Raw genomic sequence first — 21,261 nt, 5'->3', positions numbered from 1 at the left:
AAAGGAGTGTAACCAGTGTCGGATGCATATAAAAAGGCCGGAGTCGATATAGCGGCTGGCAACGAAGCGGTAGAACGAATGAAAAAGCACGTAAAAACAACGTTTCGTCCCGAGGTATTAACCGAGTTGGGTGGCTTTGGCGGGCTTTTTGGCCTCAATAAGGACAAGTATGACGAGCCTGTGCTGGTTTCCGGTACAGATGGTGTGGGTACAAAGCTGAAGATTGCTTTTGCCATGGACAAGCATGATACGATCGGTATTGATGCGGTTGCGATGTGTGTGAATGATATTATCGTTCAAGGCGCGGAGCCTTTATTTTTCCTGGATTATCTGGCTTGCGATAAGGTCATTCCGGAGAAAATTGAATCGATTATTAAAGGGATCAGCGATGGCTGTGTGCAGGCAGGTTGTGCATTGATCGGCGGCGAAACGGCAGAAATGCCGGGTATGTATGCTGAAGGCGAATATGATATCGCAGGCTTTACCGTTGGTATCGTGGACAAGAAAAAGATTATCAATGGCTCCACAATCCGTCCCGGCGACGTTGTTATCGGCCTTGCTTCAAGCGGTGTGCATAGCAATGGGTTCTCGTTGGTTCGTAAGCTGCTGTTGGAAGAAAAGGGCTATGGCCTGCATGATTCAATCGACGCTTTGGGCGGCAAATTGGGTGATGTTATTTTGGAGCCGACTAAAATTTATGTCAAATCCGTGCTGGCTGCAATGGATAAGGTAGAGCTTAAAGGCTTGGCGCATATTACAGGAGGCGGCTTTATTGAGAACATCCCGCGGATGCTTCCAGATGGTGTGAACGTAGCGATCGAGTATGGCTCCTGGCCGATTCTGCCTATATTCCAATTGCTGCAGGAAACAGGCAGCATCAGCAATAATGACATGTTCCGTACATTTAATATGGGTATCGGTATGGTTATTGTTGTAGCTGAGCAGCAAGCGGCTGAAGCTGTAGCTATATTCGCTGAGCAAGGCGAGCAAGTATATACACTGGGTAAAGTAACTGCAGGCGAGAAGGTTGTTACCTTTAGCGGAGCCGTTGTATGAGTAAGTCCTTTCGCATTGCCGTGTTCGCTTCGGGTAGCGGCTCGAATTTCCAAGCTATTGCGGATGCGGTGAATGCAGGCAAGCTCGATGTTCACATCGGGCTTCTTGTCTGTGACCGCCCGAATGCCAAGGTTGTGGAGCGAGCTAAGCAGCTAGGGATACCGTCATTTGTGTTCCGTGCGAAGGATTACGGGAGCAGGGAGCAGTATGAACAGGAGATTTTGCAGCGGCTGGAGTCATTAGAGATCGATCTGGTCGTGCTGGCGGGCTATATGCGGCTCATTACCGAGGTGCTCGTTAAACCACTGTACGGACGCTTGATCAATATTCATCCCTCGCTGCTGCCAGCTTTTCCTGGCCTAGATGCTATTCAACAAGCCTTGGATTACGGTGTGAAGGTCACAGGAGTCACCGTCCATTATGTAGACGGTGGTATGGATACGGGGCCTATTATCGCCCAGCAAACCTTGGCGATTACGCCAGAAGACAATGAAGCTACTTTAGCCGCAAGTATCCACCAAATCGAGCATGTGCTGCTGCCGCAAGTCATCGCGCAAATTGCCGCGGGCGAGTTAAAAATAAATAAAGACAGCTAGAAGTACGGTGAAAACGAGCCCAGAGGCCGAAAGCTACATACGAAAGGAAGTAGACCATGAGTAACCCTAATGAAATCCATCTGCGTTATGGCATGAATCCACATCAAAAGGAAGCGAAAATTTACAGCGACAACGGCAACCTGCCACTTCGCGTAGTAAACGGCGATCCGGGCTTTATCAACCTGCTGGACGCATTGAACAGCTATCAATTGGCTAGAGAGCTGAGATTGGCAACAGGCCTTCCGGCCGCTGCATCCTTCAAGCACGTCAGCCCCGCAGGAGCGGCTGTATACGCACCGCTAAGCCCGGAGCTGGCTAAAGCCTACTTCGTAGACGGCTTGGAGCTATCGCCGCTTGCTACCGCTTACGCAAGGGCTAGAGGCGCGGACCGCATGTCCTCCTTTGGCGATTGTGCTGCGCTTAGTGATATCGTCGATGCATCCACAGCGCGTTTATTGAAACGCGAGGTTTCCGATCTGGTGGTAGCTCCAGGCTACACCGAGGAAGCTTTGGAAATCCTACGCTCCAAGAAAAAAGGCGGCTTTCTTATTCTTGAGATCGATCCTGAATATGTGGCTGCGCCTATCGAGAAGCGTAACTTGTTCGGCATGACGTTGGAGCAGCAACGCAATAACGCGGTAATTGACGCTTCTGTTTTGACGCAGATTGTTACGAATAACAAAGAGCTGACCGAAAATGCAAAACGCGATATGCTGGTTGCACTCATCACCTTGAAATATACGCAATCCAATTCGATTTGTTATACATTGGATGGACAAACCGTCGGCATTGGTGCTGGGCAGCAATCCAGAATTCATTGTACCCGGCTTGCCGGAGATAAAACGGACCGTTGGTTCCTTCGCCAGCATCCAGATGCATTGTCAATGAAGTTCCGTCAGGGGATCACCCGTCCTGAGCAAAACAACGCCATTGACCTATGGCTGGAAGATGAAGTAACCTCCTTCGAGAACGCAAGCTGGGAGCAATATTTTGAAGAGGTGCCTGTCCGTTTAACCCGCGAACAAAAGCGTGAATGGTTAGATAAGCTACAAGGTGTTACTTACGGCTCTGATGCCTTCCTGCCGTTCCGTGACAATTTGGATCGCGCCAGCCGCAGTGGAGTGAAGTATGTTGTACAAGCAGGCAGCTCCATGCGGGATGAAGAAGTCGTGCAAGCCGCTAACGATTATGACATGGTCATGACGTATTCGGGTGTTCGTTTATTCCATCATTAGAATGCGCGTACAGCATTTTTCTGTGTATGTTAAAGCACCACAAGTACCATTTAGGAGGAATCGAATTACGTGACAACCACCACTAACCATTCAGCCGAGAACAACCTTGAGAGTTTACAGGGCAATCCATACCCAGGGCGCGGCATTATTATAGGCTTAACACCTGATGGCACCCGTCTTGTGCAAGTGTACTGGATTATGGGGCGCAGTGTGAACAGCCGCAATCGGGTGTTTATCCAGGGAGAAAACGGTTTTCTGCGCACAGAAGCGCATGATCCAGCCTTGCTGACGGATCCTTCCCTTATTATTTATTACCCGGTTAAGCATACGGGAGGATCGCATATTGTAACGAATGGCGACCAGACGGATACGATTTTTGAGGTGTTAAATGCAGGAGGTTCATTCGAGCAAGCGCTAACGACAAGAACCTTTGAGCCGGATGCGCCCAATTTTACACCGAGAATTTCCGGTCTGGTTGAGCTGCAGAACCCACATTGCCTGTATAAGCTGTCGATTTTGAAATCAAATGCGGGCAACCCTGACCAAACCTTACGCCAATTTTTTCATTACGCCCAAGGCATTGCTGGCCAAGGCCACTTGATCCATACGTATTCCGGGGATGGAGATCCGCTGCCTTCCTTTAGTGGTGAGCCGGTATTGGTGCCGCTATACGATGATATCGACCAAACGCTTAGCGCTTACTGGGACGGTTTAAATGAGGATAACAAAATATCATTGCTAGTCAAAACGATTCGACTTGACAACGGAGAAACAGAAATGCGTGTCACCAACAAGCATTAGGGGGTTTGCGAAGTGCGGATTTTAGTTATTGGCGGCGGCGGCCGGGAGCATGCGATATGCTGGGCATTGAAAAAAAGTCCAAAGGTGCAGGAGCTATACTGTGCGCCGGGTAACGGCGGGATTGCCGGAGTTGCGGAATGCGTACCTATACAGGTAAACCAATTTGCGGAAATTGCTGCTTTTGCGATTAGCCATGCAGTGGATTTAGTTGTTATTGGTCCGGATGATCCGTTGTCTGAGGGGATTGTTGATTATTTAGAGGCGCAGCAAATTTCGGTATTTGGCCCTCGCCAAAACGCGGCTATTATCGAATCAAGCAAAGTGTTTTCCAAGCATTTATTTAAAAAATACAATATTCCATCAGCAGCCTACGAAACCTTCGATAATTATGAAGCGGCGCTTGCCTATATGCGTAACCAGCAAATTCCGATCGTCATCAAGGCGGATGGCTTGGCTGCGGGTAAAGGCGTGGTCATTGCCCAATCGATGGAGGAAGCCGAAAAGGCACTTCATGATATGATGGTTGTCAAAATTTTTGGCGATTCCGGTAATCAGGTAGTGATAGAGGAATTTATGACGGGCCAAGAAATGTCGATTCTATCGTTCGTCGATGGCGCTGTGGTGCGTCCGATGGTCGCTGCGCAGGATCATAAGACGGTATTTGATAATGACTTGGGTCCGAATACCGGAGGGATGGGAACGTACTCCCCATTGCCGCATATCGAGCAATCGATTATCGACGAAGCGATTGAAACGATCATCAAGCCGACAGCGGCAGCGATGGTTAGCGAAGGCCGCCCGTTCCGCGGTATTTTGTTCGCAGGTCTTATGCTTACGCCTCAGGGGCCAAGAACGATTGAGTTCAATGCCCGATTCGGTGATCCCGAGACACAGGTCGTGCTGCCGCGGCTGAAAACCGACCTGCTGGATATATTTCTGGCAGCGGTTGATGGCACATTGGAGCAAATCGACATTGCGTGGAGTGACGAAGCCGCTGTTTGCGTGGTTCTGGCTTCCGAGGGATATCCGGGTAGCTATCCAAAAGGACTGCCGATTCAAGGGCTGGACGAGGTCCAGGATGCGCTGGTATTCCATGCAGGCACAGCTTTAAAGGATGGCGCCATCGTAACCAACGGAGGGCGTGTGCTGGGCATTACCGCATTAGGAAGCGATATCGCCGATGCGCGTGCTAAAGCCTATGCTGCAGCGGAGCGTATTCAATTCCAAGGCAAGCATAGCCGCACCGATATTGCCAAGAAAGCTTTAGTGTAGCTAACTTTAGCGAAACATCTTTAGTATAGCTACATGGGTCAGCGAAAAAGCCTAAGCGGAGGATCCACTACCTGCTTGGGCTTTTTTAGGATGTAACATTAGACACTCCAACGCAGTAAGGTTTACGGCTTGTGAAGTCATGTCCCCACCTCCAAGTCTAATCTGGGTGACACGACTTCAGGAACGGCTGGAATCCCATACGCCTATCCTCGCCAACGCACCACCGCAGGGGTTTGTACATGATGTTCTTTGCACTGATTTACAATGATTTGCATAGAATGCTGAATACCTCGACAATAAAAGCTAGATACTGACAACGAGATTCGAGCCTATATTTAACCCAGGTTTGTTAAACTATGAAAAAAGATTCATAGGAGGGTAAATAATGAACCAGGAGCTTATCGGATTTGTTTGTGTGACGTTGTTCAGTATTACTTTTATGTTCTGGCTGTGTTTAGATGTATGGTCTAAGAGCTATATAGTACATCAGTTAAATGAAGCAGATGCTTTAAGCAAGAACAAAGCCCAGGCAGAAGCAGATTCGTTGAACCATGAGCAAAAGCCAGCTTACCCTTATTACGCGGATTATATTCAAAGTACGGATAAGTTTGCGGATCCCGAGGGCACGTCGGCGATAAGTGTAAGCCAGTAGAAATTTTTTTGGCAGCTTTCATATTAACGTTTCAACTACTTGACAATGTTAACTGTAATCGATATAATAACAGTATAAGGTGAAAACAACAAGCGAAGCAGCCGAGGAGGAACATCCCATGAATAGCGAGTTTACTATAGCGGTTCATAGCCTGGCGCTTCTTGCTAATTTGCCTGATCGTATGGCGACAAGCGATATGATTGCACACAATGTTTGTACTCATCCAGCGCGAGTGCGCAAGGTGATGGCAATGCTTCGTAAGCAGGGATACGTTGGGGCGAAGGAAGGCATTGGAGGCGGATTTTTTCTCAACTGCGACCCTTCACAGGTGACGTTAGGCGAGATTTATCTACTCACTTCATTAGGCTCTGTAAAACCAGGCTGGTGTTCAGGAGACGTGGAGCAGGATTGTATGATCGCCTGCAATATTGCCTCGGTTATGGACAGTATTTTTTCAGCGGCAGAAAGGCAGATGATTGAATATTTCAATCAATGGACGATTCAAGATGTTTTAGCAGAAGTAAATAAAGAGCAGCAAAGAAAACTTGTTGTGGTTATAAAACTTCATTGATCTGTATGGACATACGAGGTTTTTATATTTAATCTAACTGTAACAATTATTATATCAGTTTTCGAGAGTTTTGTAGCTATTTTATAGCTGATGATTTAATTGCCGTTCATAATGGGTAAAGCATTTACATGAAAGACTTTTGGAAGGGAGAGTGGCTAGTATGGAATGGGCAAAACAAGCAGTGGTACAAGTGGGAGACTGGGTAAGCGGAACCTCATTAGAGGATGAAAAAATAATAGGTTATGTAGACTCCATGGATTTGTACGGAATTGTGAGGGTAATGGTTACACAGTCGGATCGTGAAGAGGCAATTGGATACATGGTAAACAGTATGCGCTTCAAGCTTGAAAAACTGGAAAGCAATGTGCTTACAAGCGAAGCTGATCTGCGTAGCTTAATGGATTTGGCATTGATGACCAGAGACCAAGAATGGTTCAATGAATTAGGTGCCGCTCTCCGTGCTACGAAATCCAATGGACATATTCAGCTTGCTGCAGGAACTGAAGGATTAAAGCCTGTTTCCCGCAGAATCAAGATTGATTAAAAGGCTGATCCATTAAGTTATAACTATTTGCTGCACAAATCATATAGATAGATAACAGTTGCCTAAATAAGATATAAGGAGTGGATAGAGTATGGCTATAGTAAAAGTGGCAGATCAAGATTTTAAAGCAACCATTGAGCAAGACGGTGTAGTATTGGTAGATTTCTGGGCTCCTTGGTGCGGTCCTTGTAAAATGATTGCTCCTGTATTGGAAGAACTAAACGGACAATTAGGTGATAAGCTGACCATTGCCAAAATGAACGTAGATGACAATCCAGAAACTCCAGGAGCCTATGGGATTATGAGCATCCCAACCTTGAAGCTGTTTAAAAATGGTGTGGAGGTATCCTCCGTGGTAGGCTTTAAACCACTACAGGATATGGTTGCCTGGGTAAAACCACACTTGGCTTAAGTCTGTAGCCCCCAACGCGTATAAGCTGATGTGTTGGGGACGCTGCAGGGCGACACCATCAAGCTAGATCAAGCGCTAGTAAAGGTTCAGCAGCCTTAAAGCTTTAAAAATGCATACGGTGAAACTAAAACTGAACATCATCATGCCGGCCGGAGCCTGCCCCTGACGCAAGTAAAGATGCGAAAGGCGTGTTCTGGTTATTGGCTTTTTTTGTTTTATTATCAGAATATTCCGAATGTTAACGTGAACATGGATTAATTATCTAAACTTTGCTATAATTTTTTGAGAAGGAATAGCCTATAATAAGCTGGAGGTTTAGTGATGAAACTATCTATTTTTACTGTAGTTACACCTGATTTGACACCCGAAGAAATGGGAGCGGCAGCTAAAGCGGCAGGAATTGATGGGATTGAATGGCGCTTTAAGGAAACTGCGCAAGACGTTAAGGACGAAAAACCTTCCTTCTGGCGTAATAATCTATGTACGATTGATACCTCCACAACGGATGCTGAGCTGGAGCGCTACATACGTATCGCCCAAGATAACGGTTTGCAAACGATAAGCGTTACCCCTTACTTACAAGCAGGAGATTTGAAAAGCACAGAGCGTGTTCTGCAAGTAGCACAAAAGCTTGGTGCCTCGATGATTCGCGTAGGCGTGCCTTCTTATGATGGGACGAAGCATTTTAATGAATTGTATGCGCTGGAGCAAAATTATTTGAAGGGCGTCGAGCCTCTTGCCAAGAAATATGGCGTAAAATGCTTGATTGAAACGCATCATAATACGATTACACCGAGTGTTTCATCGGCGTATCGGCTTGTTAGCAGCTTCGATCCTAACCATATCGGCGTATTGTTTGATCCGGGCAATATGGTACACGAGGGCTTCGAGAACTTCCGTATGGGCATGGAGCTGTTAGGCCCTTACTTGGCACATGTGCATATTAAAAATACCGGCTGGAAAAAAACAGAGGTCCGCGAGGACGGATCGCAAGGCTGGACTTCGTATTGGGAGCCGAATTTGCAGGGTATCGTTAACTGGCGCCAGGTATTGACCGACTTGAAAGCGGTTGGCTATGATGGCTACCTTGGCGTTGAGGATTTTAGCGGGCTTTACGAATCCAAGGAATTGCTGAAGAAATACAGCGAGGAAACACGCGCGATCCTGGCAAGCATTTAACTATAATTAAATCATGGCAAGCGGAATCCGTTTCATGAATAAGTTTAATCCCAATTGGTAAGCAAAAGCACCCTTATCCACTATTGAAGTGGATAAGGGTGCTTTTTTGCGGGCATTCTTTTTCAAGTCTATGCTATTGTGAAAGCCTTGGGGACCTCGGGAGCGGCTGAAGCAGCGTCCATATGCACGATACGATCACAGATGGCATCAGCATCAGCTTGGTCGTGTGTGACGAGGATGGAGGTGATCTGCTCCGCCGCCAGAATCTGCTTGAGCTCCTTGCGGATGCTCCCCTTTAGGTCGGCATCCAGGTTGCTGAACGGTTCATCCATTAGAAGGATGAACGGCTTGGGAGCCAAAGCCCGGGCAAAGGCTGCCCGCTGCTGCTGCCCGCCGCTAAGCTCGTGCGGGTAACGCTTAGCGTAGCTCTGTAGCTGGACGAGCTCCAGCATTTCGTGTAGCCGTGCGGCACGATCTGTCTTGGGCAAGCGGTGCAGCCCGAACGTGATATTATCTGCGACCGTTAGATGGGGAAATAACGCATAGTCCTGAAACACCATACCGACCCCGCGCGATTCGGGATTGACGAAGAGGCGGGAGTCGACCATTATTTTACCGTTAATGGTGATACGTCCGGTACAGGGTGCTTCCAATCCGGCGATTAACCGCAGCAGTGTGCTTTTTCCACATCCACTTTTGCCCAACACACCAACAGATTCACCTTTTTGCAGGCTCAAGGAGAAGTTGCGCAGTCCGGTTTGTTGCCCCTTGGCATATTGAAAAGAAATATCGGACATTTCAAAAAAACTCATTTTGTGTTTCTCTCCCCCAACCAATGATAGAAATAAACGGAGATCATGCCGACCCCGATAATTAACAACGATGGAATAGAAGCCTCTTGGATTTGTTCATCACTTGCGTATTGGTAGGCTTTGGTAGCCAAGGTATCAAAGTTAAAAGGGCGCAGCAGCAGGGTGAGTGGCAATTCCTTCACGATTTCCATGAAAGTCAGAATACAGCCAGCGAGGACCGCCCCTTTGACCAGAGGCAAATCGACTTTGAAAAAGGTTCGTGTCATCCCCAGCCCCAGCATGCGGGAAGCCTCTGAGTAGCGGTTACCCGTCTTTTCGAAACCAGCCTCTACGGCGTTAAACCCTACGGCAAGGAAGCGGATGATATAAGCAACAATCAGCATAGCCAGCGACATACTAAGCACTAATTTATTGACCCCAAGGCCCAATCCTTCGTAGATCCCCGCAAGCTGCTGGTCCAGTGAAATAAACACAGCAAGCATACCAATCGAAAGCACAGCCCCAGGTATGGAATATCCCATAGAGATCAGCTTGGATAGCACCAGGGTAAAGATGGAACGCCGGGAACGGCATACGTTGGCTATGATGATAGCTAGCAGCATTAAAAAAGAAATGGATACGAGCGAGATGAAAATCGTATTGCCAATAAGCCGGAAAAAAGAGGCGTCAATTACGTCCATGTAGGTCCACGCCGCCCATACGATTAATTGCACCATAGGGATAAGGAAGGAAAATGCGAACAGAAGCGCACTGAAGCCGAAGGCTGTCCATGCCCATATCCCTTGAAGCCTTCGCCTGCGGAGTGGGCTGGTTTTGCTTGTGGTCACGTTGTATTTTTTACGCTTACGGACAAGCCGCTCAATAATAAACAAACCTATAATCAAGCTCATCAGCATGGCCGCCAAACGAATCGCCGAGTCCACATCATACATCCCAAACCATGTGGTGAAGATCGCAGTAGTAAACGATTGGATGCCAAAATATTTGGTCACGCCATAATCATTCAACACTTCAAAAGCGACCAGGCTGACACCGCCAACAACAGCAGATTGCGAAAGGGGGAGAACAATCCTGAAAAAAATAGTGAACGGGTTTTTGCCAAGCAGCTGGGCATTTTCAATAAAAGAGGCGCTCTGCTTTTCCAGAAAAGCTTTTGTAATTAAATACACATAAGGATACAAAAATAAGCTGAAAATAACGATAGCGCCTTTGATCGACATGATATGGAAATATTGCTGGTCTGGCGTCCATCCAAGCGAGTTGCGAAAAAATAGCTGAATGCTGCCCGTGTAGCTTAGCATGGAGCTATAGGTATACGCGGCGATATAAGGAGGAATAGCCAACGGCAGAATAAAAGCCCAAGCAAAGAAGCGCCTGAGCGGGAACTCATATGCGACTGTAAGCCAGGCAAGGGTGAGGCCAATCAACACGGTACAGGCGCCGGTGCCGAGAACAAGCCACAAGGATTGGAGTGCATAATCCTGCAGCATATAGGTTTGGATTTGCAGCCAGTTTTCATTAGGCGGCTTTAAGAGATGGATCATAATATAAATAGAAGGGAGCAGAGCCGCAAGGGCTCCGCTCACACTAATGATGACCCAAAGATTACTGCTTCTTCGGAGGTTACGCCATAATGTGGAAACATCCATCTTTATTTCCAGCCTACCTTGTTCAGAATTTCGATGGCTTTTTTATTATGGTCTCCCAGCTTGGAGAAATCAATTTGTTGGGTTTTGAAGGTTCCCCAGCCTTTAAGCAGCTCAGGCAGGTCTGCTTTTTCATTAACCGGGAACTCAAAGCTTTCCTTGATCAGCATGCTTTGGCCCTCTTTGCTTGTAATAAATTCGATCAGCTTGATGGCATTGTCTTTATTTTTAGCATGCTTGGCAAGACCGGCACCACTAATATTAAGATGGGTGCCATTCGTTGCCTGATTCGGGAAAAAGACGCCGATATTTTGTGCTACCTTCACTTCCTCTGCATCCTTAGAGGCAAGCATTTGGCCGACGTAATAGGTATTCATAATTGCGACATCCCCGACTTTAGCGGCAATGCCCTTAGCTTGGTCCCGGTCTCCGCCTTCAGGCTTGCGTCCTAGGTTGTCGGCAATGCCTTTAGCCCATTCCTCAGCCTTCGCTTCACCGTTTAGCTCAATGAAGGAGGCAACAAGAGATTGGTTGTATAAGCTGGTCGAAGAACGCGCCAGCACCTTGCCTTTCCATTTGTCTGTAGCCAAATCTTCGTATGTAGACAATTGCTCAGGCTTGATCCGATCCTTCGCATAAACGATAACCCGGGCACGTGTCGCTATGCCGATCCAGTTATTGTCCTTATCACGCCATTGCTTGGCAACATTGGCATCGATTGTGGACGATTGGATAGGCTGCAGGACACCATTCTGCTTGGCATAGTTAAGTACGCCACCATCAACGGTAACGAACAAGTCCGCTTCCGAGCTTTGGCCTTCACGCTTTAAGCGCTCAACCAATTCTTCGGCGGTGCCTTTAATCTCATTAACCTTAATGCCCGTTTGCTTCGTGAAGGCTTCATATACCAACGTGTCCGCAGCATAATGCCGTGCTGTGAAAATGTTCACGGCTTGGTCTTTGCTCTTTGCTGGCGTTTCGGCTGGCTTCTCCGTGCCTGCCGGAGCCGCTGCTCCAGGGGAAGCCTTGGGATCTGGTGTAGCTGTACTAGTGGGTGCAGGGCTTGTAGAGCCGCAACCTGCCAATAAGGTCAATGCCATGACTGCGGGTAGCATGACGCCGAATATCGATTTTTTTCTCAATGTAAACCCTCCAAATGTGTATTGCACGAACTAGTTGATAATGAATATCATTACCAATGGTGCTAAACCTTATTGTAGCGGATGAAAATGAGAAAATGATGTGAAAAGAGAAAAAATAAACGCACGGGCATTAGCCTCATCTAATCCTTGGGCAATAAAGGGAAAGAAACCATCACAGTTGTACCTTGATGTTCGATACTTTGAAGCTTTATCCTTCCGTTATATTGCTCTACAAGACGCTTGGCAATGGAGAGGCCAAGACCATGCCCGCGGTATTCGCCACTTCTTGCCTTGTCCACCCGATAAAAGCGGTTTAACACAAAAGGAAGGTCGGTTTCAGGAATACCCATACCATAATCGGTGATCTCTATCATGACGTTGTTTTCATGGAGCATCCCTCTGATCTGGATGGTTTTGTTTTCAAGGGAATATTTAACGGCATTATCCAATAGGATCAACAGGATTTGCTCCAAGTGCTGGGCTGACAACACAATCTTTACCTGGCCTATGCCACGCAAATCTTGCTCAAATCGAAACAAGGGATGGAGCAAGGCGACATTTTTGATAATCAGAAGGATCGATTGCTGAAGATCCTCTACTTCGTTATGATCCTGTAGCATTACATTTTCTACACGTGTCAAAGCAAGCAGCTCATGGACAAGCCCCTTCAAACGGTCAAGCTCCTGAATCGAAGCATGCAGGGATTCCTCCAGTATAGCCGGATCGTTTTTACCCCAGCGCTTGAGCATGGAGATATGGCCCTCTACGATAGCTAAAGGTGTCCTCAGCTCATGCGAAGCATCTTCCACGAATTGCTTTTGCTGGAGAAAGGATTTTTCGACTTGATCCATCATTTCATTGAACATTTTCATTAACGTCGAAATCTCGTCTTGCTGATCATTGAACTGAACCCGCTTATGCAGCCCTTGTTGTTTGATAAGACGGATCGTATCTGCCATCGATTGAAGAGGGATCAGCAATTGACGCGCTAGTAACCTGCCTCCTAAGCCGCTAATGAAAACAGCTAATAAGCCGCACGCTACCATAACACGGAAGAAAGCGGTAGTTAGCTTCTCGAAATCCTCCATATTTTTGGCTATTTCGATGGTTCCGTTAAATTGGAAAATAGTAAGAGGGCTCCTCATGATGAGCAAGTGGTTATTGTCATACCAAACTTTAGTTATCTCTGTGGTGGATACATGCTTTTTATCGACCCATTGCTCTGGAATATCATCCGATACGGTGGCGATCGGGAAACCTTGCTCATTCAACACCCGAATAAACTGGTTGGGATGATTCGACTTATCAAGGAAAGGGCGAATTTGGGAAAAGTCATGTTCATTGAAAGTGATTTCGGTTTCTAGAAAATAGTTTAAAATCTCCGCCATATTTTGGCGGATATGGGATTCTTCCTGTTTTAGCATCCATTGCTCTACGAATACATACTGGACAATGCTATAGGCGGCGAATAAGAGAAAGAGCAGCAAGGAAGATAACAACGTTAGCCTCCACTTAATCGGCAATCTTCTAGACAGGCGGGTAATGGTGTTCATTTACGCATCACATATCCGATTCCGCGCAAGGTCGTAATATAACTAGTTTCTCCAGGAGCATCAATTTTGTTTCGTAAATAGCGGACATAGACATCCACAACATTCGTGTCCACAACAGCGTCGAACCCCCATACTTTGTCCAACAGGCTTTCACGTGTTAACACATGTGTCGTATGCTTCATAAAAGTGACGAGTAAGTCATACTCGCGCTTGGTCAAATCGATTTGCTTGTTTCCTCTGCAGACGATCCTGGAGTCCAGATTCAACCTAAGGTCCTGGTAGACCAGTGTTGATTTATGCTCCTCAGCCTGATCCTCCTGCCTTCTGAAAATGACTCGCAAACGTGCGAATAATTCCTCAATTGCAAACGGCTTAGGCATGTAATCATCAGCACCGCTATCTAGACCCGAAATTCGATCCCTAACACTGTCTCTTGCTGTCAGCATAATAATCGGTGTTTTCTTCGATAGCCTGATACGGCGGCATACCTCAATGCCATCTAAACCTGGGAGCATAAGGTCTAATAAAATCGCATCCCAATCCTCCTTAAGCGCAAGCTCCAGTCCCATATAGCCATCCGAGGCAACCATTACAAAAAAAGATTCGTGACGGAGCTCAAGCTCCATATAACGGGATAAATTTCTTTCATCCTCAATAAGTAAAATTCTTTTCATTCCAAGCTCCGCCTTTATTCAGGATTGTCTATAGTTGAAGCCATTATAGAACAAAAGCCTTATTTGAACAATGTGCAGGGCTCGAGGTATACTTTAACGAATGATATTAAGATGCTTGCTTGACTTCGATAAAACTTGCAAAATCTGGGTGATTGTAGGTAGAAAAGCAACAAAGCAGAAGGTATTATTTTCCTTTATTTTACATTTAATACGTGGTTGGAATCGGGTAAAACCAAATAAGAGATTCAATTCCTTATCCTGTATGGTAAGTATAAGGAGGGGAAAGGGGATAACCAGAATGAGAAAAAGTACATATTCAATTATATATGCCACTATGAACAAAAGCTTAAAATATGGTATTACCTTTGGTGCTGCCTTACTATTCTTGTCTTCTTGTAGTGTCTTTAATCCAGCAGAACCCGTTGTGACGACTGTCACTCCGAAGGAAATAACCGTGCCCCCTATATGGCCGCCGGTCCAGTCTCCGGCACCAGTACCGAAGGTCCCCTTATATGTATGGCCGCTTACTGGCATGCCTGCACCAGCCCCTAGTTTGAGCCGCCCTTTTATGGTCATGGTCAATAACGCTCCACAGGCGCGTCCCCAATCGGGACTAAGCTATGCCGATGTTATGTATGAAATATTAGCCGAAGGGGAAATTACCCGTTTAGTAGCCGTTTACCAAAGCAAGCATTGGGATGGACCGATTGGTCCGATCCGCAGTATTCGTCCTTATTATATTGATTTGGGCAAAATGCTCGATGCCGTCCCTGTCCATGCTGGCGGCAGCCCTGATGCCTATGCCCAATTGTCCGCGCAAAAGCTTGAGCATATGGATGAAATTACGAACGCAGGTCGATACTTTTGGAGGGAGCCGACGCGTAAGGCGCCTCATAATTTATATACCAATATCGAAATGTTGGAAAGCGGAATCAAAGGCAGGGGACTTAGAGAGGAAAGTAAAACCGTACAGACGCAACCGACCTTCCTTGCAGAAGAAACGGTTATGCCAGGAGATCGTTTGACTAGCGTTACGATTACCTTTATGCACAACAGCTCGGTTGTTTCTTACCGTTACAATCCTGAACGCAGGCTATATTTACGATTTATTGATGATATGCCTCATATTGATTTGTCCAACAATGAACAGCTTACGGCAACCAATCTAGTTGTTATCGGCGCTGACCATATCATATTGGATAACGAGGGACGTAGAGATGTGAAGCTTGTAGGTAGCGGCGCAGGATATTTGTTTCAAAGAGACAAAGTGCAGTCGGTGGAATGGGAGCGGGCCCAGGTTCAAGATACCTTCCATCTGACTCAAGCTAATCAGGAGGCAAGCTTTTTTCCGGGCAAGACACATTGGATAGTAGTACCAAATTCGCCAACATTTGATGAGCATATTTCCATTTCATGGGAACAAAAAACAGGTGTCGCACAATAACTGTTGTGCGACATGAAGGAGGAAAAGCTTTTATGGATGAAGGATCCCAATTCACTCAATTATCTACATTTAAACAACATGAAGCCTACACAGATGAGCAGATTATTGACATGTTTCTAGCAACATGCAGCCGTTCAAAGTATACAATTCGCAATTATAAGCAAGCGATCGAAAGATTTCGCCAATTTATTTCCCACAAACCGTTGGCTGAGGTAACCTGGCAGGAAATCGAGGTTTACAAAATCGGTTTAATGAGAGGCTATTACAGTCCGCAAAAAAAACCGCTGGCAACAGCCACGGTTGCGAGCTTTATTGCTCCATTGCGTTCCTTGTATAAATGGGGAAGCGATCCTAATATTGCGCTTTTTAAAATAAATCCAACTTCCTGCGTACGTATGCCAACCATACAGGTAAACAGCAAAAACCACTATTTAACACAGAAAGAGGTTGGCCATTTCCTAAAACAATTAAAAAACCAGAGTATTCGCGACTATTTAATCGGTCTTACCTTTGTATTAACGGGTTTAAGGCTTTCGGAGCTAAGCTCAATTGAATGGGGGCATTTTATAAAAGATGCTGCAGAAACTTCCATATGGCTAATGGTTATGGAAGGAAAAGGTAGTAAACAGCGAACGGTCAAGGTTCCACCGCAACTATGGGAGCTACTCCTTCATTATGCAAAATCACTGGATCCTAACCAGCGGCTTGATCCGAGGTTGTTCCCATTATCGGGCAGGCAAATTGAACGGATTATTGGAAAAGCAAGCAAGAAATGCGACATAGGCAAAAGCTTTACCCCCCATTGGCTAAGGCACACAAATGCTACATTAGCCCTGCTATATGGAGCGTCTCTGCAGCAAGTTCAAGAAAATTTGGGGCATTCCCATATCAATACGACCCAACGTTATTTACATACTGTAGAGCAATTAAAAAAAGCAGCGCCAGATTTCGTCCAGGAAGGCTTACTCGAATTTTTATAAAATTGGAATTAATTTCAGTAGACCCAAATATTTATTCTTTTAATATTTTGTTGATTTTATAGTCCAATTGAACTATACTAGCGAAGTAATATTTCCGCATAAATTGCAATATTTTGAAAAATTATGTCGCACAACAGTTATTGTACGACATGACAAGATGGAACGTAATCCTCCCATAGGCATGGATAGCTAAAATTTTTTCATTATATTGGAGAGCGGTGCAGAATATAATGCCATATTTGTTGGGGCTTACCCATATGGATCAATTAATGGAAAAAGATGTGGAGACGTATGAGCATAGCATGAGAGTCGCTTCATTAGCTAAAGCCATGGCTGTAGGAATGGGTTTGGACAAAAAACGAAAACATCAATTAGTTACAGGCTGTTTCCTGCACGATATAGGTAAATTACGTATTCCTATTGAGGTACTGAATAAAACTACTTCATTGCTGCCACATGAATGGGATCTCATGAGGCTCCATCCTTCTATAGGAGCCCATATACTTAGGGAGTACGCAAACCTGGATATGGAAATTATTAACATCGTTGAATTTCATCACGAAAGATGGAATGGACAAGGTTACCCTAATGGACTAAGCGGGCATGCTATACCCGAATTCGCACGAATCTGCGCAGTTCTCGATGCTTATGATTGTATGATTAGCGATCGTCCATACCGTTCCAAATTGACGGTAGCTGAAGCAATAACGCAGCTACTGCTCCATGCGGGAGAACAATTCGATGAAAAGTATGTACATATACTCATCCAACTACTTAAAGGAAATATAACTGAAAAATGCTTGGCAAAGATGAATCCAGAAAAAATAGTGGGAGGCAATCGATGAGTATTCTTTTAAGAGATCAGTATATGGAAATGGTTCTAGACAAAGAGTATTTTGCCATAAACACTCAAGATGTACATAAAATCATTAAAATGCAGCCGATTTTCGATGACTACGAGGTTGGATCCAACAGTAAAGGGGTGATCTATCTTCGTGATAAAGCCATTCCTATTATTAGCATGCGAAGCTTGTTTGGGATGAAGGAAGTCGCTTATACGCAAGCTACAAGAATTATTATCCATAAGCAATTTACGGAGTTAGCAGGCTTTATTGTGGATCAAGTGAATAGAACCTCGACTTTTGACGAAATTCAACCTGCTTTGGATGAGGTAGGCTCAATAAAAAGAGATTATGTCCAAGGCATTACTTATTGTGAAAGCCGATTAGTACGTATTCTAAATATGGGCGAAATCATCAGTCAAGCCCAATGTTAGCAGCTTACCCTGTGATTACTTAATGATTAAAGGAACAGAGTTCGGCTGAGGGTACACTTTCGATGTAACGGGTGTGCCTATTTGTCATTTTGCTGGTGGGTACTCCATTGCTCTCGAAGAGACCCCCTCAGAATTGCCGAATGAGCAAGATATAGAGGCACTTCTGTGTATGTAGATGTTCGCTAGAGTCATAAGGCTGTCAACCCCCTAAACATTAGAATTTTCTTATCTAATTCTAATAGAGCCAATGAAAGCCAGCACTACCAAGGATTAAGGATACCCTTGGTAGATGTTGGCTTTTTTTTGCGTGTTATACTCGGAGCATAGCAGGGTACAAGCCCCTGTACATCCAAAATTTTGTTTGCAGGAGGAATAATATGAAGCTTCTAAGAAAGACGAAATTAGGAAAGACACTTCTTGCATCCACAGTCAGTTTATCCATGTTATTCTCGGTTACGGTGCTGGTACCGCCAGCTAATACCGCTCATGCGTACAGCTCATCCAAGGCTAATTCCATTATTGCTACAGCCAAACGTTATATGGGGACTCCTTATGATTTTGGCGCACCTTCCGGATCAACCCGTGCTTTTGACTGCTCATCCTTTACCCAATTTGTCTATGCCAAATACGGTGTCAAGCTTCCACGTACAAGCCAACAGCAATCCCGTGCCGGTAGCTTTGTATCGAAAGCTAATTTGAAACCTGGTGACTTGGTGTTCTTTTATTCTCCCATTCATCACGTAGCCATCTATATTGGGAATGGTAAAATACTGCATACTTATGGCGCACCAGGTGTTACGATCTCAAACATGAACAGTAGCTTTTGGAAGTCTAAATATAAGACGGCTCGCCGCGTATTATAGTTGCAGTTAAGCACACTGTTAATAATTAGCACAATTCAAGTAGCATAAGTCAACAACTAACAAACAGCACCAAGAAACTTTATTCCCCTGAATCTTCCCAATTATTGCTGACCATATATGAAGACAAGCTTAGAAGAAAAGGACAGCATTTTGCTGTCTTTTTTGCGTTTATTTAATATGCCTGCCGCCCAGCACGCAGCAATCGCCTCCCGCCCTGCAACACAGTAAAGCGTGTCCCGCAGGGACGAAACGCGCCCCGTGAACACCACCCCCGTGAAACCACAGTCACAGCCACCACACCATGGGGGAGTCCAGTCCAGAGGGCACAGCCCTTCCCATCCTCCCTAAAGGGAGGGTGGGGAGGGTAAAAATGGTAGCTTCACACTCACCTGCGTACCCGCGCCGAGCGAGCTAGTGATGGCAACGGTTCCCTTATGCAGGCGAACAATATTGCGCGCGATAGCAAGCCCAAGCCCGTTGCCGCCAGTTTCGCGGCTTCTCGCTTGGTCGACGCGATAAAAGCGGTCGAACAAGCGTGGGATATCGACCGCTTCCACCCCGATGCCTTGGTCAATAACCTGCAAGACTAAGATCTGGGCGTCCCGATGATCCCGGAGCAGCTTGATCCGTACCGGCTTCTGGCTGTACTTGATGGCATTGTCCAACAAAATAATCAGCAGCTGCTTGATTTGCTCAGGATTGCCATATAACAAGGCATCAGGAAGCTCGATTTCGACAAGGAGCTCTCGCTTGAACGCCTGCTGTAAGCCTGCGGCTGTTGTACGAATAAGCTCAGCCATATCGAAGTGCTGCCAGAGCTGCTGGCCTTCGGCTTCCGTATTGGCAAGCGTCAGCAACGAATGCGTCAAATTCCGCAGCCGGACAGCCTCCGATTGGATGGCTTCAATGGCTTCCTCACGGAGCGCCGTATCGCTGCCGCCCCATCGCTTCAGCAGATCCGCATAGCTTTCGATGATCGTCAGCGGTGTTTTTAGCTCATGCGAAGCATCCGCCAAAAACAGCTTTTGCCGATTGAAATTACGCTCCAGCTCGGCAATCATCGCATTAAAGGTGCGTATCAATTGCCCAAGCTCATCATGCCGTCCAAAGGGAGACAGCTCCATCTGCATAAATACCCCATTTTGCTGGTTAACCTCCATAATATAAGCAAGCCTGTGGATAGGTCGTAAAATAATTCTCGTATAATACATGCCGCTCAACAGCGAGAAGACAGCAGCTCCGATGCTAGTAAACATCAGGACAGTAATCAGGACACGCAAATATTCATCCAACGTTTCGAGCTTGCGTCCCATCTGAAGCGAACCTAAGGTTTGGTTATTTTCATCAATGATCGGGGTTTGAATGTAGACAATAAGCGCATCAGCGGTCTTGATCGTTTTGGAAAAGCTGCGGCTGCTATAAACGGCGGGGATTTGCAAAAGCTCCTCCTGGGATTGCAAGACCGTCTGGATTTGCGAATCGGTATCCATAATGCGAATCATCGATTGTGGCGTTAAAAAAGGTTTGAGCCAGCCCGAGCGGTTCCAACGATTTGGGCTATAAACCCCTGGCTGTGACATGATCGGTTGTGCCGCTTCCCATAAAAGGCGTATTTCGTTGGTGGTGGTTAGATTGACGACGGTCATATAAGTAACGGCATTAAATAATAACAGAACCAATAACAGGGATGAAGCGATCAGCAGCGTTATTTTGGTGCGGAGCCTCACGGTGTTGGCTCACAATCCTTGACCACGTAGCCTACACCTCGCAGGGTGTGAATCAGCTTGCAGGAACCAAGGTCAATTTTTTGCCGCAAATATCGAATATATACATCCACCACATTCGTATCCCCTATAAATTCATAGCCCCATACCCGTGATAAAATTTGTTCGCGGGACATGACCTCTCCAGGGCGGCTTGCTAAAAAATAGAGCAAATCGAACTCCTTGGTTGTAAGCTCAATGGGCTGCTCATATCTTCGTACCTGGCGCGTACGGACATTCATATAGAGGCCATCTACCTGCAACTCGTCGCTCTGGAGAGGTGTAGCGCTCACGTCTGTGGCTTGGGCTTGAATGTTTGTAGCCATCCGCAGCAGGTTGCGAATACGAGCCAAGAGCTCCTCAATGGCAAATGGCTTCGTGATATAATCGTTAGCCCCTTGGTCTAAGCCACTTACCCGATCAGGGATCGTATCCCTTGCCGTCAGCAGAATAATGGCAACCTGGCAGCCTTGCTGGCGGATGCGCCTAAGCACCTCTAGCCCGTTAAGCTCAGGAAGCATAATATCGAGCAAAATCAAGTCCCATTCTCCGTCAAGGGCTGCCTTCAAGCCTTCCCGTCCATTTTTGGCACATTGCACCGAGTAGCCCTCATGCTCTAACTCAAGCTGCAGCACCCGTGCGATTTTATCCTCGTCCTCAATCACCAATATTTGCCCTTTCAAGCCATCACCCGCCAAGTTGTCGATAGGGATAGTATGTGGCCTATAAACGGAAATTATGTTAAGGGAAAGCAGGTCGTACCAAGAAAGGTGCTAAACTTTTAGAAAAA

General features: G+C 46.1%; 22 protein-coding genes. 15 read left to right on the top strand and 7 right to left on the bottom strand.

Features of this window, described 5'->3' with window-relative positions; translation table 11 throughout:
- The first annotated feature begins 15 nt into the window (after positions 1-15).
- From purM to G9U52_RS07940, 10 genes are all read left to right on the top strand, one after another.
- Positions 16-1,056 carry a phosphoribosylformylglycinamidine cyclo-ligase gene (gene purM / locus G9U52_RS07985; protein WP_166148033.1) on the top strand — a complete coding sequence of 347 codons (1,041 nt, stop codon included), beginning with the start codon at positions 16-18 and terminating at the stop codon, positions 1,054-1,056.
- On the top strand, positions 1,053-1,652 hold the full coding sequence (purN, locus tag G9U52_RS07980) for a phosphoribosylglycinamide formyltransferase (protein WP_166148031.1): 600 nt from the start codon (positions 1,053-1,055) through the stop codon (positions 1,650-1,652). Before purM ends, purN begins: the two co-directional genes overlap by 4 nt.
- Before the next feature lie 56 nt (positions 1,653-1,708).
- A complete protein-coding gene (locus G9U52_RS07975) occupies positions 1,709-2,887 on the top strand; it encodes a phosphoribosylaminoimidazolecarboxamide formyltransferase (RefSeq protein WP_166148029.1) in 1,179 nt (392 codons plus the stop codon).
- Between the two features lie 69 nt (positions 2,888-2,956).
- Positions 2,957-3,688, top strand: a complete 732-nt coding sequence (locus G9U52_RS07970; protein ID WP_166148028.1) for an IMP cyclohydrolase — start codon at positions 2,957-2,959, stop codon at positions 3,686-3,688.
- 12 nt (positions 3,689-3,700) lie between these two features.
- Positions 3,701-4,960, top strand: coding sequence for a phosphoribosylamine--glycine ligase (purD, locus tag G9U52_RS07965; RefSeq protein ID WP_166148027.1), 1,260 nt, complete (start codon positions 3,701-3,703; stop codon positions 4,958-4,960).
- A 385-nt stretch (positions 4,961-5,345) separates the two neighbouring features.
- Positions 5,346-5,612 carry a hypothetical protein gene (locus tag G9U52_RS07960; protein WP_166148026.1) on the top strand — a complete coding sequence of 89 codons (267 nt, stop codon included), beginning with the start codon at positions 5,346-5,348 and terminating at the stop codon, positions 5,610-5,612.
- A 118-nt stretch (positions 5,613-5,730) separates the two neighbouring features.
- Entirely contained in the window at positions 5,731-6,183 is a 453-nt protein-coding gene (locus G9U52_RS07955; RefSeq protein ID WP_166148025.1) for an RrF2 family transcriptional regulator, read from the top strand.
- Between the two features lie 160 nt (positions 6,184-6,343).
- Positions 6,344-6,727, top strand: a complete 384-nt coding sequence (locus G9U52_RS07950; protein WP_166148024.1) for a hypothetical protein — start codon at positions 6,344-6,346, stop codon at positions 6,725-6,727.
- 91 nt (positions 6,728-6,818) lie between these two features.
- Positions 6,819-7,139 carry a thioredoxin gene (gene trxA, locus G9U52_RS07945; protein ID WP_166148023.1) on the top strand — a complete coding sequence of 107 codons (321 nt, stop codon included), beginning with the start codon at positions 6,819-6,821 and terminating at the stop codon, positions 7,137-7,139.
- Between the two features lie 321 nt (positions 7,140-7,460).
- Complete coding sequence (locus tag G9U52_RS07940; protein ID WP_166148022.1) at positions 7,461-8,318, top strand: sugar phosphate isomerase/epimerase family protein; 858 nt, start codon at positions 7,461-7,463, stop codon at positions 8,316-8,318.
- Between the two features lie 128 nt (positions 8,319-8,446).
- Here G9U52_RS07940 and G9U52_RS07935 read toward each other — a convergent pair whose 3' ends face one another.
- The 5 genes from G9U52_RS07935 to G9U52_RS07915 form a co-directional block, all read right to left on the bottom strand.
- Complete coding sequence (locus G9U52_RS07935) at positions 8,447-9,130, bottom strand: ABC transporter ATP-binding protein (RefSeq protein WP_166148020.1); 684 nt, start codon at positions 9,128-9,130, stop codon at positions 8,447-8,449.
- A complete protein-coding gene (locus G9U52_RS07930; RefSeq protein ID WP_166148018.1) occupies positions 9,127-10,779 on the bottom strand; it encodes an ABC transporter permease in 1,653 nt (550 codons plus the stop codon). Before G9U52_RS07930 ends, G9U52_RS07935 begins: the two co-directional genes overlap by 4 nt.
- A 2-nt stretch (positions 10,780-10,781) precedes the next feature.
- Positions 10,782-11,918, bottom strand: a complete 1,137-nt coding sequence (locus tag G9U52_RS07925; RefSeq protein WP_166148016.1) for a Fe(3+) ABC transporter substrate-binding protein — start codon at positions 11,916-11,918, stop codon at positions 10,782-10,784.
- Positions 11,919-12,058: 140 nt separating this feature from the next.
- Positions 12,059-13,471, bottom strand: coding sequence for a HAMP domain-containing sensor histidine kinase (locus G9U52_RS07920; protein ID WP_166148014.1), 1,413 nt, complete (start codon positions 13,469-13,471; stop codon positions 12,059-12,061).
- Positions 13,468-14,145, bottom strand: a complete 678-nt coding sequence (locus tag G9U52_RS07915; RefSeq protein ID WP_166148012.1) for a response regulator transcription factor — start codon at positions 14,143-14,145, stop codon at positions 13,468-13,470. The genes G9U52_RS07920 and G9U52_RS07915 overlap by 4 nt, the downstream gene beginning before the upstream one ends.
- A 298-nt stretch (positions 14,146-14,443) precedes the next feature.
- Here G9U52_RS07915 and G9U52_RS07910 point away from each other — a divergent pair, with 298 nt between their 5' ends.
- From G9U52_RS07910 to G9U52_RS07890, 5 genes are all read left to right on the top strand, one after another.
- Positions 14,444-15,589 (top strand): DUF3048 domain-containing protein, encoded by a 1,146-nt coding sequence (locus G9U52_RS07910; protein ID WP_166148010.1) that lies wholly within the window; start codon positions 14,444-14,446, stop codon positions 15,587-15,589.
- A 32-nt stretch (positions 15,590-15,621) separates the two neighbouring features.
- Positions 15,622-16,569 carry a tyrosine-type recombinase/integrase gene (locus G9U52_RS07905; RefSeq protein WP_166148008.1) on the top strand — a complete coding sequence of 316 codons (948 nt, stop codon included), beginning with the start codon at positions 15,622-15,624 and terminating at the stop codon, positions 16,567-16,569.
- 257 nt (positions 16,570-16,826) lie between these two features.
- Complete coding sequence (locus tag G9U52_RS07900) at positions 16,827-17,414, top strand: HD-GYP domain-containing protein (protein ID WP_166148006.1); 588 nt, start codon at positions 16,827-16,829, stop codon at positions 17,412-17,414.
- Positions 17,411-17,845, top strand: coding sequence for a chemotaxis protein CheW (locus G9U52_RS07895; protein ID WP_166148004.1), 435 nt, complete (start codon positions 17,411-17,413; stop codon positions 17,843-17,845). Before G9U52_RS07900 ends, G9U52_RS07895 begins: the two co-directional genes overlap by 4 nt.
- A 377-nt stretch (positions 17,846-18,222) precedes the next feature.
- Positions 18,223-18,708 carry a C40 family peptidase gene (locus G9U52_RS07890; RefSeq protein WP_375790232.1) on the top strand — a complete coding sequence of 162 codons (486 nt, stop codon included), beginning with the start codon at positions 18,223-18,225 and terminating at the stop codon, positions 18,706-18,708.
- A gap of 344 nt (positions 18,709-19,052) precedes the next feature.
- Here the strand turns inward: G9U52_RS07890 and G9U52_RS42050 are convergent, their stop codons facing one another.
- Complete coding sequence (locus tag G9U52_RS42050; RefSeq protein WP_166148002.1) at positions 19,053-20,435, bottom strand: sensor histidine kinase; 1,383 nt, start codon at positions 20,433-20,435, stop codon at positions 19,053-19,055.
- Positions 20,432-21,154, bottom strand: coding sequence for a response regulator transcription factor (locus tag G9U52_RS07880; protein WP_166147999.1), 723 nt, complete (start codon positions 21,152-21,154; stop codon positions 20,432-20,434). Before G9U52_RS07880 ends, G9U52_RS42050 begins: the two co-directional genes overlap by 4 nt.
- Positions 21,155-21,261: the final 107 nt, after the last annotated feature.

Source organism: Paenibacillus agricola, assembly GCF_011440305.1.
GTDB classification, from domain to species: domain Bacteria; phylum Bacillota; class Bacilli; order Paenibacillales; family NBRC-103111; genus Paenibacillus_S; species Paenibacillus_S agricola.
This window is presented reverse-complemented; position numbering and strand designations above follow the sequence as displayed.